Source organism: Haloarcula regularis, from assembly GCF_029338315.1.
GTDB classification, from domain to species: domain Archaea; phylum Halobacteriota; class Halobacteria; order Halobacteriales; family Haloarculaceae; genus Haloarcula; species Haloarcula regularis.
Genome location: NZ_CP119794.1, coordinates 2,477,015 through 2,492,124, shown reverse-complemented (window position 1 = coordinate 2,492,124; position 15,110 = coordinate 2,477,015). Strand labels below are relative to the sequence as shown.

Annotated in this window: 17 protein-coding genes and 2 pseudogenes; 8 read left to right on the top strand and 11 right to left on the bottom strand. The window is 68.5% G+C overall.

Annotated features, from left to right (window positions below; genetic code table 11):
- The first annotated feature begins 141 nt into the window (after nucleotides 1-141).
- From cheB to P1N55_RS13405, 5 genes and pseudogenes are all read left to right on the top strand, one after another.
- On the top strand, nucleotides 142-1,263 hold the full coding sequence (cheB, locus tag P1N55_RS13425) for a chemotaxis-specific protein-glutamate methyltransferase CheB (protein ID WP_276276048.1): 1,122 nt from the start codon (nucleotides 142-144) through the stop codon (nucleotides 1,261-1,263).
- The gene (gene cheA, locus P1N55_RS13420; RefSeq protein ID WP_276276047.1) at nucleotides 1,263-3,275 is read left to right on the top strand and encodes a chemotaxis protein CheA; all 2,013 of its coding nucleotides are present in this window, start codon (nucleotides 1,263-1,265) and stop codon (nucleotides 3,273-3,275) included. Before cheB ends, cheA begins: the two co-directional genes overlap by 1 nt.
- A complete protein-coding gene (locus P1N55_RS13415) occupies nucleotides 3,272-4,081 on the top strand; it encodes a CheR family methyltransferase (protein ID WP_276276046.1) in 810 nt (269 codons plus the stop codon). The genes cheA and P1N55_RS13415 overlap by 4 nt, the downstream gene beginning before the upstream one ends.
- A gap of 4 nt (nucleotides 4,082-4,085) precedes the next feature.
- Entirely contained in the window at nucleotides 4,086-5,318 is a 1,233-nt protein-coding gene (locus P1N55_RS13410) for a HEAT repeat domain-containing protein (RefSeq protein WP_276276045.1), read from the top strand.
- Between the two features lie 90 nt (nucleotides 5,319-5,408).
- Nucleotides 5,409-6,271, top strand: a pseudogene (locus P1N55_RS13405) (CheF family chemotaxis protein).
- Nucleotides 6,272-6,281: 10 nt separating this feature from the next.
- Here P1N55_RS13405 and tenA read toward each other — a convergent pair.
- The 5 genes from tenA to P1N55_RS13380 form a co-directional block, all read right to left on the bottom strand.
- Nucleotides 6,282-6,947: a thiaminase II gene (gene tenA / locus P1N55_RS13400; RefSeq protein WP_276276044.1), complete on the bottom strand. Its 666-nt coding sequence runs from the start codon at nucleotides 6,945-6,947 to the stop codon at nucleotides 6,282-6,284.
- 64 nt (nucleotides 6,948-7,011) lie between these two features.
- Nucleotides 7,012-7,890, bottom strand: coding sequence for a CheF family chemotaxis protein (locus P1N55_RS13395; RefSeq protein ID WP_276276043.1), 879 nt, complete (start codon nucleotides 7,888-7,890; stop codon nucleotides 7,012-7,014).
- Nucleotides 7,891-7,984: 94 nt separating this feature from the next.
- Entirely contained in the window at nucleotides 7,985-8,413 is a 429-nt protein-coding gene (locus P1N55_RS13390; RefSeq protein ID WP_276276042.1) for a DUF7112 family protein, read from the bottom strand.
- A 5-nt stretch (nucleotides 8,414-8,418) separates the two neighbouring features.
- Nucleotides 8,419-8,808: a 30S ribosomal protein S6e gene (locus P1N55_RS13385; protein ID WP_276276041.1), complete on the bottom strand. Its 390-nt coding sequence runs from the start codon at nucleotides 8,806-8,808 to the stop codon at nucleotides 8,419-8,421.
- An 83-nt stretch (nucleotides 8,809-8,891) separates the two neighbouring features.
- Nucleotides 8,892-9,314, bottom strand: coding sequence for a dCTP deaminase/dUTPase family protein (locus P1N55_RS13380; protein WP_276276040.1), 423 nt, complete (start codon nucleotides 9,312-9,314; stop codon nucleotides 8,892-8,894).
- A gap of 88 nt (nucleotides 9,315-9,402) precedes the next feature.
- On the opposite strand from P1N55_RS13380, the gene P1N55_RS13375 reads away from it, so the two are divergent.
- On the top strand, nucleotides 9,403-9,834 hold the full coding sequence (locus P1N55_RS13375) for a DUF5807 family protein (RefSeq protein WP_276276039.1): 432 nt from the start codon (nucleotides 9,403-9,405) through the stop codon (nucleotides 9,832-9,834).
- 12 nt (nucleotides 9,835-9,846) lie between these two features.
- Here P1N55_RS13375 and P1N55_RS13370 read toward each other — a convergent pair whose 3' ends face one another.
- From P1N55_RS13370 to P1N55_RS13360, 3 genes and pseudogenes are all read right to left on the bottom strand, one after another.
- The gene (locus P1N55_RS13370) at nucleotides 9,847-9,990 is read right to left on the bottom strand and encodes a hypothetical protein (protein ID WP_276276038.1); all 144 of its coding nucleotides are present in this window, start codon (nucleotides 9,988-9,990) and stop codon (nucleotides 9,847-9,849) included.
- 44 nt (nucleotides 9,991-10,034) lie between these two features.
- A complete protein-coding gene (locus P1N55_RS13365) occupies nucleotides 10,035-11,126 on the bottom strand; it encodes a DHH family phosphoesterase (protein ID WP_276276037.1) in 1,092 nt (363 codons plus the stop codon).
- A 41-nt stretch (nucleotides 11,127-11,167) separates the two neighbouring features.
- Nucleotides 11,168-11,631: pseudogene (locus P1N55_RS13360) on the bottom strand (universal stress protein).
- Nucleotides 11,632-11,721: 90 nt separating this feature from the next.
- On the opposite strand from P1N55_RS13360, the gene P1N55_RS13355 reads away from it, so the two are divergent.
- A complete protein-coding gene (locus tag P1N55_RS13355; protein ID WP_276276036.1) occupies nucleotides 11,722-12,153 on the top strand; it encodes a universal stress protein in 432 nt (143 codons plus the stop codon).
- Here the strand turns inward: P1N55_RS13355 and P1N55_RS13350 are convergent.
- Both P1N55_RS13350 and P1N55_RS13345 read right to left on the bottom strand, forming a co-directional pair.
- Nucleotides 12,150-12,671, bottom strand: a complete 522-nt coding sequence (locus P1N55_RS13350) for a GNAT family N-acetyltransferase (RefSeq protein ID WP_276276035.1) — start codon at nucleotides 12,669-12,671, stop codon at nucleotides 12,150-12,152. The two genes, P1N55_RS13355 and P1N55_RS13350, sit on opposite strands and share 4 nt — an antisense overlap.
- Nucleotides 12,668-13,039, bottom strand: a complete 372-nt coding sequence (locus tag P1N55_RS13345) for a universal stress protein (RefSeq protein WP_276276034.1) — start codon at nucleotides 13,037-13,039, stop codon at nucleotides 12,668-12,670. Before P1N55_RS13345 ends, P1N55_RS13350 begins: the two co-directional genes overlap by 4 nt.
- 101 nt (nucleotides 13,040-13,140) lie before the next feature.
- Here P1N55_RS13345 and P1N55_RS13340 point away from each other — a divergent pair, with 101 nt between their 5' ends.
- Nucleotides 13,141-13,809 (top strand): DUF5806 family protein, encoded by a 669-nt coding sequence (locus P1N55_RS13340; RefSeq protein ID WP_276276033.1) that lies wholly within the window; start codon nucleotides 13,141-13,143, stop codon nucleotides 13,807-13,809.
- Here P1N55_RS13340 and P1N55_RS13335 read toward each other — a convergent pair.
- A complete protein-coding gene (locus P1N55_RS13335; protein WP_276276032.1) occupies nucleotides 13,806-15,107 on the bottom strand; it encodes a dihydroorotase in 1,302 nt (433 codons plus the stop codon). The genes P1N55_RS13340 and P1N55_RS13335 overlap by 4 nt on opposite strands.
- Nucleotides 15,108-15,110 lie beyond the last annotated feature (3 nt).

Genomic DNA, 15,110 nt, shown 5'->3' with positions numbered 1-15,110 from the left:
CCCCGTATAAAACTGCCTGCTGGATTATCGACTTTGATTACGCGGGCGGAGTCTTTATTTCGGGGCCGGACTCGACTTCAGAGTAGGTATGCGAGGGGCCCGTGTGTCGAGCGTGTCTAGAGTAGGAGAGCGGCCGTGACGATGGTCGGGGAGACCGCGCGCGCCGTCGTCGCCGACGACTCACACTTCATGCGGAGCGTCATCTCCGACATCCTCGACGATGGGGGAATCAACGTCGTGGCACAGGCCCGCAACGGGGTCGAAGCCGTCGATGCGGTCGGCGAGCACGATCCCGACGTCGTGACGATGGACGTCGAGATGCCCGAGATGGACGGCATCGAAGCCACCGAACGGATCATGGCCGACCACCCGGTGCCGGTGTTGATGCTGTCGGCACACACCGACGAGAACGCCGACGTCACATTCGAGGCGCTCGATAAGGGCGCCGTCGACTTCTTCACCAAGCCCGGCGGTGAGGTGTCGATGGAGATGTCCCGGCTGAAAGACCAGCTGGTCGACATCGTCACCTCCGTCGCCGAGGTGGACGTCGCCGAACAGGCGTCCGCAGGCCGGACTGGCGGGGCGACCGCCACCGCGTCGACCGGCACGGGATCGAGGACCACCACGAGCAGCGGGGCGGGCCGGAGCGACCGCCGGACCGGCGAGCAGGCGTTCGTCGAGAACCCGACGCTGCTGGTCGGTTCCTCGACCGGCGGCCCGAAGATGGTCGAGACGGTCATGGCGGCGCTGCCGCGGGACGCCGATCTCCGGGTCCTCATCGTTCAGCACATGCCGGAGGGGTTCACCGGCCGGTTCGCCGAGCGCATCGACGCCCGCAGCGACTACGACGTCCGGGAGGCCCGGGACGGGGCCCGGCTCGCCGGCGGCGAGGCGATGGTCGCCGCCGGGGACTACCACATGGCGGTCAAGAACTACCGGAACGGCCGGCTCCGGGTGAAGCTGAACCAGGACCCGCCGGTCAACAGCGTCCGGCCGGCCGTCGACGTGACCATGGAGACGGCGGCGGCCACCATCGACGACCCGCTCGTCGGGGTCATCCTCACCGGGATGGGCGGCGACGGGGCCGACGGCATCCGCGCAGTCAAGGAGGCCGGCGGCCATACCATCGCACAGGACGAGGCGACGTCGGCCGTCTACGGGATGCCGAAACGCGCCGTCGAGACGGGCTGTGTGGACGACGTGCTCCCGATAGAGGAGATCGCAGGCGGCATTCTCGATACGATAACTGAGGTGACCAGATAATGGACGATCAGTATCTCGACGCGTTCATCCGCGAGAGCGAAGAGGCGATAACGGAACTGAACAACTCGCTGCTCGATTTGGAGTCCGACCCGTCGGACCGGGAGGCGATGGACTCCATCTTTCGGACGGCACACACGCTGAAGGGGAACTTCGGTGCAATGGGCTTCGACGACGCCGCGAACCTGGCCCACGCCGTCGAGGACCTCCTCGACGCGATGCGTCAGGGCGAGATGGAGGTGACCGCGGATGTGATGGACTTGGTCTTTGCCGGCGTCGACCAGATCGAGGTCATCGTCAACGAGATCGAGGCCGAGGGCGAGTCACAGACGGACACCGACGAGATGGTCGAGCAGCTGCGTGCGGTCCTCGAGGAGGGGGCCAGCGCGGCGGGGTCGACAGGGGACGACGGCGGGACCGAGACGGCGGCCGACGACGAGCGCGCCGACGCCGTGTCGGTCGAAGCGGACGTTGACGCCGACGACGCCGACGGACAGGTCGTCCACGTGACCGTCGACATCGGCGAGTCGGACATGCCCGGCGTCGACGCGATGCTGGCGATGGAGGCCGTCGAGGAAGCCTTCGACGTCCTCGCGTTCGAACCGGACCGGGCGGACATCGAGGACGGCGAGTTCGACGAGACGTTCGTCCTCTACCTCGACGCCGTCGACGCCGCGACCGTCGACGCCGAACTCGGTTCTATCGGGAAGATCGACGCCTTCGAGGCGACGGACGTGACCGACGCGCTCGCCGGGACGGGCGGAGACGACGCGACCGACACCGACGACTCGGGCGGCGAGACTGACGGCGACGATTCCAGCACCGGAGGGGCGGGCGCCAGTGCATCCAGCAGCGCGACGGACGACGAGCACAGCGTCGACGAGATCAAGTCGGTCCGCGTCGACGTCGACCAGCTCGACGACCTGCACGGCCTCGTCGAGCAGCTGGTCACCAGTCGCATCAAGCTCCGCCGGGCCGTCGAGCAGGACGACGTGGACTCGGCGGGCGAGACGCTGAACGAGCTGGACAAGATCACCGCGAACCTCCAGAACACGGTGATGGACATGCGGCTCATCCCGCTGAAGAAGGTCGTCGGGAAGTTCCCGCGCCTGGTCCGCGACCTCGCCCGCGAACTGGAGAAAGACGTCGACTTCGAGATCGAGGGCGAGGACATCGAGCTCGACCGGACCATCCTCACCGAGATATCGGACCCGCTGATGCACATCCTGCGCAACTCGGTAGACCACGGCATCGAGAGCCCCGGGGAGCGCGAGGCCGCCGGAAAGGACCCGACGGGCCACATCACGCTGCGGGCCTCCCGCGAGCGCGATCACGTCATCATCGAGGTCGAAGACGACGGGGCCGGCCTCGACGTCGATGGCATCAAGAACAAGGCCATCGAGAAAGGCGTCCGCTCGCCCGAGGAGCTGGAGGCGATGGACGACTCCTCGATATACGACCTCATCTTCCATCCGGGCTTCTCGACGGCCGACGAGGTGACCGACACCAGCGGCCGCGGGGTCGGGATGGACGTCGTCCACGACACCGTCACCCAGCTGGACGGGTCGGTCGACGTCGACTCGACGCCCGGCGAGGGGACCACCGTGGCGCTTCGCCTCCCGGTGACGATGGCCATCGTGAAGGTGCTGTTCGTCGAGGTGGGCGACGAGGAGTACGGCATCCCCATCAAGAACGTCGACGAGATAACCGGGACCGGCACCGTCAAGCAGGTCAACGGCAAGGAGGTAATCAAGCACAACGACGACATCTACCCGGTCATCCACCTGGCCGACACCTTCGACGTCGACGGGGCACACGCGAACGGCGACGGCATGCTCGTGCGCATCCGCGAGTCGGAGCGCCAGGTCGCCCTGCACTGTGACGCGGTCAACTCACAGGAGGAGGTGGTGGTCAAGCCCCTGGAGGGCATCCTCTCGGGGACCGCGGGCCTCTCGGGAACTGCCGTGCTGGGCGACGGGAACATCGTCCACATTCTCGACGTGGTGACGCTATGAGCAAGGGGAGCGAGCGCCAGTTCCAGCAGCTGCTCGAGTTCATCGGGTCCGAGATGGAGTTCGAGTCCGGGTTCTACAACGACTCGTACCTAGACCGGCGCATCAACGCCCGGATGCGGCGGACGGACACCGACTCGTACCGCCGGTACAAGCGGCTGCTCGAGCGCGATCAGGAGGAACGAGAGAACCTGCTGGACTCGCTGTCTATCAACGTCACCGGGTTCTTCCGGAACCCCGAGGCCTGGGAGTCGCTGCGCCCGGTCCTGCGGGATCTGACCGAGAACAACCGCTCGGTGCGGCTCTGGTCGGCCCCGAGCGCGGACGGCCGTGAGCCGTACTCGGCGGCGATGCTCGCCCTCGACGACCCCGAGGTCGACGCCCGCCGCATCGACATCGTGGGGACGGACATCAACGCCGACATCCTCGAGGAGGCACGCGAGGCGACCTACCAGACGTCCCAGACGACCGACATCGCGGAGGAGCTGGCACCGCTCGACGATTACTCCGAGTACATCGAGCAGAACGGAACCACCTTCCGCGTGCGCAAGCGGGTGACCGACATGGTCACCTTCGAGCAACACGACCTCATCAGGGGCGACGCCAAGCGGGACTTCGACCTGGTGTTCTGTCGGAACCTGCTCATCTACATCGACGCCGAGTACAAGGTGCCCATCTTCGAGACGATCCGGAACTCGCTGCGCGAGGGCGGCTACCTGATGATCGGGATGACCGAGACCCTCCCCGCGGCCTGCCGGGACGACTTCGAACCGGTCCACAAACAGCACCGCATCTACCGGCGGGAGTGAGCCGATGAGCCTCTACGAACTCGAACGGAACGGGGAGGTCCAGGAGCTCATCAGGGTCCTGCGGGAGAGCGAGAACGAGCGCGTCAGAAAGCGGGCCGCGGCGCTGCTCGGGAACTTCCCGGACCACGACGACCGGCGCGACGTCGTCAACGCACTGGTCCGGGCCGCTCAGGGCGACAGCGACGCGGTCACGGCCGCGGCCATCGACTCGCTGGAGGAACTGGACGGGGACGCCATCGAGCAGCTCATCGGTAGCATGGCCGGCATCGACGTCGGCGACGACGCCGCCGACTGGGTGAAAGCCAAGGCGTTCACGAAGGCGCTGGGCTCGGAGGTGCCGGAGTTGCGCATGGCCGCCGCCAACGGCCTCGGCAACCTGGGGCAGGCCGACGCCGTGCCGAAGCTGGCCGAGCGGTTCCAGGATCCCGACCCGCGGGTGCGCGCCCGCGCGGCTCGGTCGGCCGGGAAGATCGGCGATTCACGGGCGACGAACCCGCTGGAGTCGCTGCTGACCGACCCGAAGGCCGCCGTGCGCCGCGAGGCCGCCGAGGCGCTGGGCAACATCGGGAACCGGCAGGCGCTCCAGGCGCTCTTGCCGATGTACGAGGACGACAACGAGCGGGTCCGACGCATCGCCGTCGGCGCGTTCGGCAACTTCGGCAACGACAAACCCGTCGACTACCTCGTCGAGTCGCTGTCGGACGACTCGCCGGCGGTCCGGCGGGCCGGCGTCTACTCGCTCATCGAGCTGCTCGCGAACGTCCCGACGGAGCAGAGCCACACCATCCGCGAGACGGTCGTCGAGAAGCTGTCGAGCACGGACGACCGGAGCGTCGTCGTCCCGCTCGTGGAGATCCTAGAGGAGAGCACCCAGGCGGCACAGCAGCGAAACACGGCCTGGCTCCTGGGCCGGGTCACCACCGACGCCGAACGCGGCCGGGTCATCGACGCGCTGGTCGAGGCCCTGCGCGAGGACGACCAGATGCTCCGGCAGTTCGCCGCCACCAGTCTGGCCGAGCTGGGCAGCGAGGACAACATGGTCGAGCGTCGGCTGCTCGACATCGTCACCGACGGCGCCGTCGACCCGGCGGTCCGCGGGCAGGCGATATTCACCCTCGGGAAGGTGGGCGGCGAACGCTCGCGCAAGGAACTCGACCGGCTCGTCGACGAGACGGACCACGAGATGGTCCGCAAGAAGGCCTTCTCGGCGCTCTCGAAGCTCGGGGGCCGGGGATGACGGCGGTGCCGTCGCGGCCCCGCGAGGTGCCCGAGGCCAGACTCGTTAAGTCCCATAGGGTCGTAGCCGAAGGTACAACGGGGTAACACGATGGGCGAGGGAGAACGGAAGCTGGTCGACACCCGGGGCAAGTTCGTCCAGGTCATCAGCGACGGCCGGAAGCGAAACGACATCGAGTGGACGCCGGGTCGCATCCTGCTTTCGAACAAACGACTCGTGCTCGCGACCAACGAGGGCAAGCGGACCATCGCCCTGTCGTCGCTGACCAGCGTCTCGGCCAGTCAGATGAACCAGCCCCTCGCACAGGTCGACGGCTACATCAAACTCCAGGCCGGCCGGGACGTGTTCCTCCTCTCGGCACAGGACGACACGGCCTTCGAGGAACACCTCTACAGCTCGCTGCTGGACCAGGTGGTCGTCCTCGTCGACCACCCCGCGGTCAAGGGTGGCGTCGTGCAGGAGACGAACTGGGAGAAAGCACGCCTCAAGATGGACGAGGACTGCGTGGATCTGGCCATCCAGAGCGGTACGTTCGTCCAGCTGGAACTGGACGACGTCGGCACCGTCGAGGAAAAGACCAAGGAGATACGCGGTAGCGAACGCCCGGTGCTCGAGGTTGAACACACCGTCGAGGGCACGAGCGTCGAGACGCACCTCACCGGGAACCCCCGACACGTCTCCTTGCTCGAGGGACTCGTCCGACAGGGCGAACAGCGCAACAACACCGACGACGTGGACCTCTCCCCCGAGGAGACCCAGGTGCTGATGGCGCTGTACTCGGGCATCTCGCCGTTCAAGATTCCCGACTTCGTGGACATGGACATCGACGACGTCGAGGCCGTCTACGATCGGCTCATCGAGTCGGACATCCTCGAACCCGTCCGGACGCGCCGCGAGGTGCAACTCGAAGCGCGGGGCGGTCCATCGCCGGCGAGGCCATCGCCGACCAGTGACGAGGGCCGCTCAGACGCCCCACTCCTCTTGCCGCCAGGCGGCGTCCCAGAACCGATACTCGTAGCGGGCGGAGGTTCGAAAGAGGTCCCGGTAGCGCTCGCGGTCGGCGGCCGTCGACTCGGCGGCGACCTCGGCCATGAGGTCCTTGCACCACTCGGCGAGGGCCGAAAAGTCCTCGTCTGAGTAGGTGCGAATCCACTCGGCGTACCGTTCCTCGTCGGGCAGGCCGTCGGCGCGGAGGCGGACGGCCGTCTCGTGGAACCCCCACATGCACGGCAAGAGGGCGGCGACGAGGTCACCGAACGTGCCGGTGGCCGCGACGCGGACGAGGAAGTCCGTGTAGGCCCGCGTGGTCGGCGAGGGGTCGGTCGCCTCGAGGTCGGCCGCCGAGATGCCGAAGTCCGCGGCGTACTCCCGATGGAGGTCCATCTCGGTGTTGAGCGTCGCGTCGAGGAGTTCGGCGAACCGGCCCATCCGGGCCAGATCGGGCGCGTTGGCCGCCCCCAGCGCGAAGACGCGACTGTACTCGGTCAGGTAGACGTAGTCCTGGCGGACCCAGTAGCGAAACGGGGCCTGGTCGAGGGTGCCCTCGCCAAGCTGTGTGACCATCGGGTGCTCGAGCGTGGCCGCCCATATCGGTTCGGCCACGGCCGCCAGGTCGTCGACGAAAGTCATACCGGGAGCGTCGTCGCTCGGCCGGATATACCTTGCTGATATTCACCGGTTGTACAGCTGTGGCTCAGACGTTGACGTCCTCTAAGTGGCGACTGGCGACGATCTTCCCCTTGGGTGTCAGCGAGGGGCCGTCCTCGGCCGCCTGGACGAGGTTGTCGGCCTCCAGATCCTGCATGAGCATCGACACCTGCGAGGCGTCGACGCCGAGGATGCTCGCCAGGGGCATCCCCTCCATGTCGCCCGTGGAGTACAGCGCGACCAGCAGCTCCTTTTTGTCTTTCGTGAGGTCGACGTCGTCGAGTTCCTCCATCAGTTCGGAATAGGTCCGGCGGAGGTACCGCCCCAGGATGGACATCTTCCGTGGCGAGGGCAGCGCCGCCAGCGTCGTCACCGCCTGGCCGTCCTGCATGTGCCGGACCTCGAGGACCGGTCGCGTCGTGCCGGCGACGTCGCGTTCGGTCCGGTCGAAGTTCGAGACGGTCCCCAGCTGAATCGAGAACGTCGAGTCCGAGCGGCGGAACTCGACGGCGTTGGGGGTCAGGAAGAGGCGGGCCGTCACGAACGACTCGTCGGTGACGCGGCCGCCGACCCTGGCGTGCCGGTTGACCGTCGTCTCGGTCCCGTTGACGATGGCCTTGAACAACACCGTGCCGAACTTCTCGATCTTCTCGTTGTCGGCCTCGACGGCAGCAACCAGGCGTCGGCCCCCTTTCTCGAAGGCGACGGTCACCGTCGAGTTGAAGAAATCGCCCAGGCCGTCGGGCACCTGGCCGATGGCCACGTCGAAGATAGACGACAGCGGAATCGTCAGCTTGTCGTCCTGGTTGGCGATGAGGACCAGTCGCTTCTGGGAGAGCACGACCCGGCCCTTGATCGGGTCCGACCGGCCGGCGACCTCCGAGTTGAATTTGGCCACGAAATCCGCGATGACTGATTCGGACATGGCCAGGTTGGTGGACGGTTCGCCGGCCCCGATAATGAGCGTTTCGTGCCAGTATCAGGAGAGAGAATCGAGTATATCCGTGAAAATCGGTCGGCTACCCGTCAAGCGACTCGGCGATGTCCGACAGCGACCGGTTCGGTCGCTCGGTCGTCGTGTAGACGACCCGGGTCCCGGGCGTGCGGAGGCCGTATTCGTGGCCGGGGGTCACCACGTCGAAGTGGGCGCTGCCCCCGAGCGAGACGTCGGCGTCCCGGACCCACTCAGCCAGGCGGTTCTCACCCTCCCGCTCGCGGGCGAGGCGAGCGTTGTCCGCGACGTGGGAGAGGACCCGATCGCCGTCGATGTCGCGCTCGACCGCCGCGTGGTACTGGGTGCCGTCGAGAGCGACCCGGACGACCGAGCCGTCCTCGAGGGCGACCGCGTCGGGCAGGACGACCTGGGGGCTGTCGGTCCTGCCGACGCGCGCGATGGGGACGCGATGTGTCTCGACGGCGTCGTGGTCGCTCGGAACGCGGTCTGCCACGGTCGTTACTCGTCGTCGTCGCCGAGCAGTTCGTCGACGTCGCCGCTGCCGCGGGACGCTATCTTGGCGTTGATCTGGCGGGTCTCGTCGCCGACCTCGCGCCCGCGGATGGTGATGCGCTTGCGCTCGCCGTCGGCCGTCGGCGCGAAGCCGACGCCGCCGTCGGACATGATGGCCTTCGTGGCGGTCCCGCGGACGTCTGGCCGCATCGGGCGGCCGGCCGTGTCCGAGCCGCCGGTGATCTCGAGCGTGTAGCCGGAGAGGCCGACGGCGCCGCCGTCGACCTCCTCGCCGATCTCGCGGCCGATGAACCGGTTCGCGTCCTGTCCGTCCACGTCGATCTGGTAGGTGTGGCCGCTCTCCGGGTCGGAGACGGCGACCGTGAACTCTGCCATACCTGTGTCCATTCGACGGCGAGGCAAAAGCGCATCGAACCGTCCTCGCGGGCACGACGGGCGTTGTCACGCCCCGAGACCCGTCACGCCTCGGCGTCGACGATGGTGCTGACCCGCGCGTTCTCCTTGAGTTTCAGCCCCGAACCGCCGACCGACAGCGGGACCCGTGGCAGCGTCTCGACGTGGAGCGTCGGGTGCGAGCCGCCGCGTTCGAGGAGCTCGGTCCGGGGCTGGAGGGTGACCGTCGCCGCGCCGGTCAGCGCCTCGTTGTACTCGATGAGGTACTGACCCTCCCGGAGCGTCCACCACTCGTAGTCGTCGTCCGGATTTCGCGTGTGTGTCTCGTGGAGCGCCGTCGTCGCCGCCTCGAGCTCGCCGCCGCCGAAATCGATGCGGCCGGGGTCCGTTATCTCGTAGACGGCGGCCACACTGAGGTCAAAGCCCGGGCTGTCGGTCTGTGTCTCCTCGTGGACGACGTCGGTGACGTACTGGCGGAAGTCTGCCATGGGTGACACGTCGGGCGGCAGGGCCAAAACGATGGGTGTCGCGCCCCAGAGCGGGTCACTTTTGCGTCGGCGGCGACTCGGAGCGAGCATGAGCAAGCACAGCGAGTTCCTCGCCGGCGACCGCCCGGACGACGTCCTCTTCTTTCTGCACGAGGACGCCGTCTCGAACCCCGGTGCGCTCGCGGGGCACGCCGAGTCCGTCGACGACGGCCTCGTGCTCGTCCTCCCGGGCGACGACGGCCGGAGCGCGTTCCAGTCGGCGACCGGCATCGACCCGATGCGGCTGGCCCAGCAGGCGATGCAGACCGACGGCGTCGTCCACGACGACCTGACGGGCGCGAACTGCCCCGTCGCCGACGAGGAACCGGACGCGGACCACACCACGCGGTTCGTCTTCGCCTTCGCCGAGGCGCAAAACGAGGAGGTCGGCGGGCTCTACGCCGAGGGCGACGTCGTCCACGCCTACGCGGTCTGTGCCTGCGGCGAGCGGTACTCCGACAAGTGGGTCGTCGAATCGTGAGGGGGGCGCCCGCTACCGCTCGGTGTCGACGCTCTCGTCGTCCTCCTCGGGCAACCGCTTGAACGCGTCCACGATCGCCTGTTTCGCCACCGCACCCTGCGTCGTCCGAGTCCACCTTTTTGCAGTTCGGGTGCGCAACCCGCACGCACCACTCACCGCAAAAACGTGGGCGAAAAAACCGCTCACTTCGCTCGCGCCCGCTACCGCTCGGTGTCGACGCCCTCGTCGTCCTCCTCGGGTAATCGCTTGAACGCGTCCACGATCGCCTGTTTCGCCACCGCACCCTGCGTCGTCCAGTGGTGGGCGTAGTCCAGCATGTCGTCGTAGATGTCCGGTTTACAGCCCGCGGCTTTCGGGTGGCCGCCGCCGTTGACCTGCTGGGCCACCTCGTGGGCGCGCTCGAAGTTCTCGGTCCCGCGGATCGACGCGGAGCCGGCGGGCTTGACGATGACGGCGGCGTCGGCACCCTGCTCGCGCAGGGCTTCGGCGACCTCGTTCTGTGAACAGCGGCCGTAGGTGACGCCGACGGTCCACTCGCCGACCTCGCGCAGCTCCGCGCGGTCGACGGCCTTCTCGATGAGCGCCTCCTTCTCGACGCGATTCTCGGCGAGGAACTCGTGGACCTCGGGCGAGAGGTCGGCGCCGTGTTCGGCGACCGTCCCGATGTACTCCTCGGGCTCCGACCAGTAGGCGTAGTCCGCCAGGTCGTCGCTGCGCGGATCGTCGCGTATCCAGAGATCGTGGTCCCGGGTCACGGCGGCGAGGTCGGCCCACCGCTCGTCGAAGTCGTAGTCGAGTTCGGCCAGGGCGACGTCGGCCGTACAGACCGCCTCGCTGTCCCCGACGGTCCGCTCGACGCCGGTGCGGTCGACGAGCGCGCCCAGGTCGTCGGTCCACTGGTGGTGGTCGAACCAGACCAGACGCTCGACGGCGTCGACGAGGTCCTCGAGCGCCCCCAGGTCGGACTCGCTGTCGGGACAGAGGTCACAGACGTAGACCGTCGCGTCGGACTCGGCGTACTCGGCGGTCCAGGCCAGCGCCTCCTGGAGGTCGTGCGGGCCGGCCGGGAGGAGCGCCCCCTCGCCGTGGGCCTCGCGAATCAGTGCGGTACAGGCCAGGCCGTCGGCGTCGGGGTCGGCGACGACCACCACGCCGGCGCCCTCGAGTATCCCCCGGGCCTCGGCCTCCGCCTGCTCCTCCTCGAAGGAGTCGGGGAAAAAGAAGCCCTCGCCGGGGAGGACGGACTTGCGGCCAAGCGAGAGTCGCTCGTCGTCGATGAGATAATCATCCATGCGCCTGCAAGCACCGGCACCGGCAAGAATCCGTCGGGTCCCTACGTCCCCTGGCGCTCGGCGTTTGGTTCGCCCTCGAGCTGGCGGACAGTGAGGACGGGCATCGGCGCCCGGCGGACGATCTGCTCGGCGACGCTCCCCAGCAGGAACGCGTGCTCGCCGTGGCGGCCCCGGGTCCCGGTGGCCACGACGTCCGCGTCGTGCTCCTCGGCGTACGCGACGATCTCGGTCGCCGGGTCCCCTGGCGGACGGCCGTGACGAGCTCCTCGTCGCTCTCGTCTTCGGCCGCTTCGACGACAAACGAGAGGGCGCGCCCGCCGGTCGTCGCCAGCGCGCGCTCGAGCGCCTCGCGGACCTCCTCGGGCGTGGTTTCGACCTCGTGCTCGTCGACGACGTAGAGCGCGTGGACTGTCGCGTCGAACCGCGCGGCGAGGTCGAGTGCGGCCTCGACGGCCCGCCGGGCACTCCCCGAGCCGTCGGTCGCGATGACCACCGTATCGAACATACGCCGGCCTACCGCCGGGACCACCAAAAAGCCGCCCGGTCCGGGGCCGTCCCTCGGTGGATTTGAGCGGCCCGGTCCCAGAGGTGGGTGATGGACATCGACCTCGTGCTCGTCCCGGTCGACGGTAGCGAGCAGTCAGAGCGGGCCACCGAGTACGCCATCGCGGTCGCAGAGCGCTACGAGGCCGACCTGCACGTGCTGTTCGTCCTCGACGAACGCCTGCGCCGGGACATCGACGCCGGTCGGGTTGACCCCGCGGAGATCGCCGAAGACCACCGGTCGTTCACGCGCCACGTCCGCGAGACCTTCGACCACGCCGACGGCGCGCTGACGACGTCGACGGCCACAGCGTTCTCGGAGGGGCGCCTGTTGCAGACGCCCGGCAGCGTCGTGCTCGACGTCGCGGAGGACATCGGCGCCGACTTCGTCGTCGTCCCGCGCGAGCGGGGCGGGGAGGAGGCCATCGGCCGGGCCGCCCAGTACGTCCTCGAGTACGCCAGCCAGCCCGTCCTGTCGGTCTAGATCCGTATCGTCATCTCGAGCTCGAAGCGCTCGGAGTTGTTGGTCTCGAACCCGACCTTCCGGTACAGCGCGATGGCGGGGTCGTTCCAGCGCTCGACGGTGAGCCACACGTTCTCGATGCCGTGTTCCTGACCCAGCCCCAGGAGCGTCTTGACCAGCTCGGTGCCGATGCCGGCCCCCTGGTAGTCCTGGTGGACGAAGATGGCCAGTTCGTTCTGTCCGTGGCGGTCGGGGACCAGCGTCGTGTGCCCGACGACGTCGCCGTCGTGTCGGGCGACGACGTTGAGACAGTCCGACTCGAGGATCGAGTCGAGCCAGTCGCGGATGGCGTCTTCCTTGACCGGGGGAATCCCCTGGGCCCTGTCGGCCGGGTCGAACTCCAGGTACATCGCCACGAGCGCCTCGCGGTCGCCCTCGTCCGCGGCCGTGTAGATTAGCTCGCGGCCCTCGCGGTCCGTCAGCGTCCGTGGAGGGGGCGGGAAGTCGCCCGCCGGCTCCTCCGGGTAGTCCAGCGTCATCGAATCAACGTCACCGGGGTCTGTGCGTTCAGGAGGACGAACTCCACGATAGAGCCGAGCTGGATCTTGCCGAGCGGCGAGCGCTTCCCGCCCCCGAGCACGATGCGGTCGAAGCCCTCACTCTCGGCCAGCTCCACCAGTTCACCACCCGGCTGGTCGCTCTCGATGTGGCGGACGTCGGCGTCGAAGCCGGTCGCCGCCAGGCGTTCCTCGACGCGCTCCTGAATCTCCTCGAGCGTCGTCTCCACCTCCTCGCTGTCGAATATCGCGATCGTCAGGTCGTCGCCGGCCTCGTCGGCCCGCTCGATTGTCTCGTCCAGGGCGTGGTAAGACAGCTCGCTCCCGCCCACACCGAGCAGTATCTTCATATCTGGCGTATGGCCACGGCCGCTCAAAGCCACCTGACCCGGCACGGGGCACAGACGCCGCCGGCGACACGTTTTACAGCCACGGGCACGCAGAGATGGCTATGACCGAGGGCGCACCGACCGACGAGGCGGAGACAGACGCGACGAGCGAGGAGCCCACCCGGGTGGTCCAGCCCCACGACCCCGAGGGGGACGACGGCGGTGCGACCGACGCCGGCGAGGCGGCCGGCCCGGACCTGCCGCCGGACGTCCGGAAGTACGACCGGTTCAAGAAGATCGAGGGCGGGACCTACGACCGGGCCAACGAGTTCCTCCGCGAGCGGACCTACATCACCGCCCGCGAATGGGCCATCGCCCGCCTGTGTGCTGACTTCCGGACCGAGACCGGCGTCGAGATGACCAAGATCGGCGAGAACCTCCCCGAACTGGTCCCGTTCATGACCGACACGTACACGCCACAGGCGGTCAACCAGGCCCGGGCGGCCTTCGAGGAGAAGGTCCGCAAGGCCGGCGCCACCTTCCTCTACGGGGCGATGTGTGACTTCTTCACCGCCGAGGAACTGGACGACGTGATGTACGAGGCGACGGAGGTCGCGAAGTTCCTGCTCGAGGTCGAGGGCGTCGACCTCGCCGTCGAGGACGAGATGGACGCCGAGGACCGCATCTCGACGGTGATGCGCGAGGTCCGCGAACACTCCGCGGCGCTGCGCCACGACGAGATCTCCTGTCCCGAGTGCGGCCACGAGTTCGGCGTCGACGGCGACGCCTAGAGGAGTTCCGCGTCGGCGTCCCGGACGTTCTCCCCCTGATGGTCGTAGAAGACGTCTTCCCCGGAGTCGCGCTCGTAGACGACCGTCCCGCGGACCATCGTCCACTCGGGGAACACCGCGTCGAAGCCCTCGAAGGGCGTCCACCCGCAGTCGGTGTGGCGTTCGGCCGCGCGGATCTCGGTCGTCTCGGTGGTGTCGGCGAGCACGAGGTCGGCGTCCTTGCCGGGCTCGATCGCCCCCTTCTGGGGGACGTCGAACACCGCAGCCGGGTTCGCGGCCGTGAGGTCCCGGACCCGCTCGTAGGTGAGCGGCGTGTCGGGGTCGGCCGCCTCGGCCAGCAGGAGCGGGAGCGCCGTCTCGACGCCCGGCACGCCCGACGGGGCGTCCCAGATGCTGGCGTCTTTCTCCGCGCGGGTGTGGGGCGCGTGGTCGGTGGCGATCATGTCGACGGTGCCGTCGGCGACCCGGTCGTAGACCTTCTGCCGGCGCTTCTCACGCCGGAGCGGCGGGTTCATGCGACCGAGCGTCCCGAGGTCCGAGAGGTCGCGCCGCGAGAGCAGGAGGTGGTGTGGCGTCACTTCGGTGGTCATCCCCGCCTCGCTCGCGATGTCGATGCCCTCCGGCGTGGACGTGTGGGCGATGTGGATGGTGGCGTCGTGGTCGGCGGCGACCCGGCAGGCCCGTTCGACCGCCTTCGCCTCGGCCTCGGCGGTTCGGTAGGCGCTCCAGGCGTCGGCGTCGTCGCGGGCCGTCGCATCCTGGTTGAAGTAGTCGGCGTCCTCCGCGTGGACCGTCACCGTCACGTCGCGCTCGGTGGCGGCCGCGAGCGCGTCCTCGAAGAGGTCGGCCTCGATGCCCATGTCGCCGGTCGAGTCCGCCAGGAACACCTCACCGAGGGCAAAGAGTCGCCGCTCGAGGAGATCCTCGGGCACCCAGTCGACGGTGACGCCGCCGTTTATCCCCCAGTCGACCAGCGAGTCGGCGGCGAACTCGGCCTTCCGGTCGAAGGCCTCGCCGTCGACGGTCGGCGGGTCGGTGTTGGGCTGGTCGACGACGGTGGTCACGCCGCCGGCCGCGGCGGCCCGCGAGCCCGAGGCCCAGGTCTCCTTGTGGGGGTAGCCGGGCTGGCGGAAGTGGACGTGGACGTCGATCATGCCGGGGAACAGTCGCTGGCCCGTCGCCTCGATGACCTCCTCGTCGGCGGGCGAGAGGTCGCGACCGACCTCGGCGACGGTCTCGCCGCGCACCCTGACGTCGCGCTGGCGGCCGTCGGGGAGCGTCGCGTTGCGGATGAGCATACC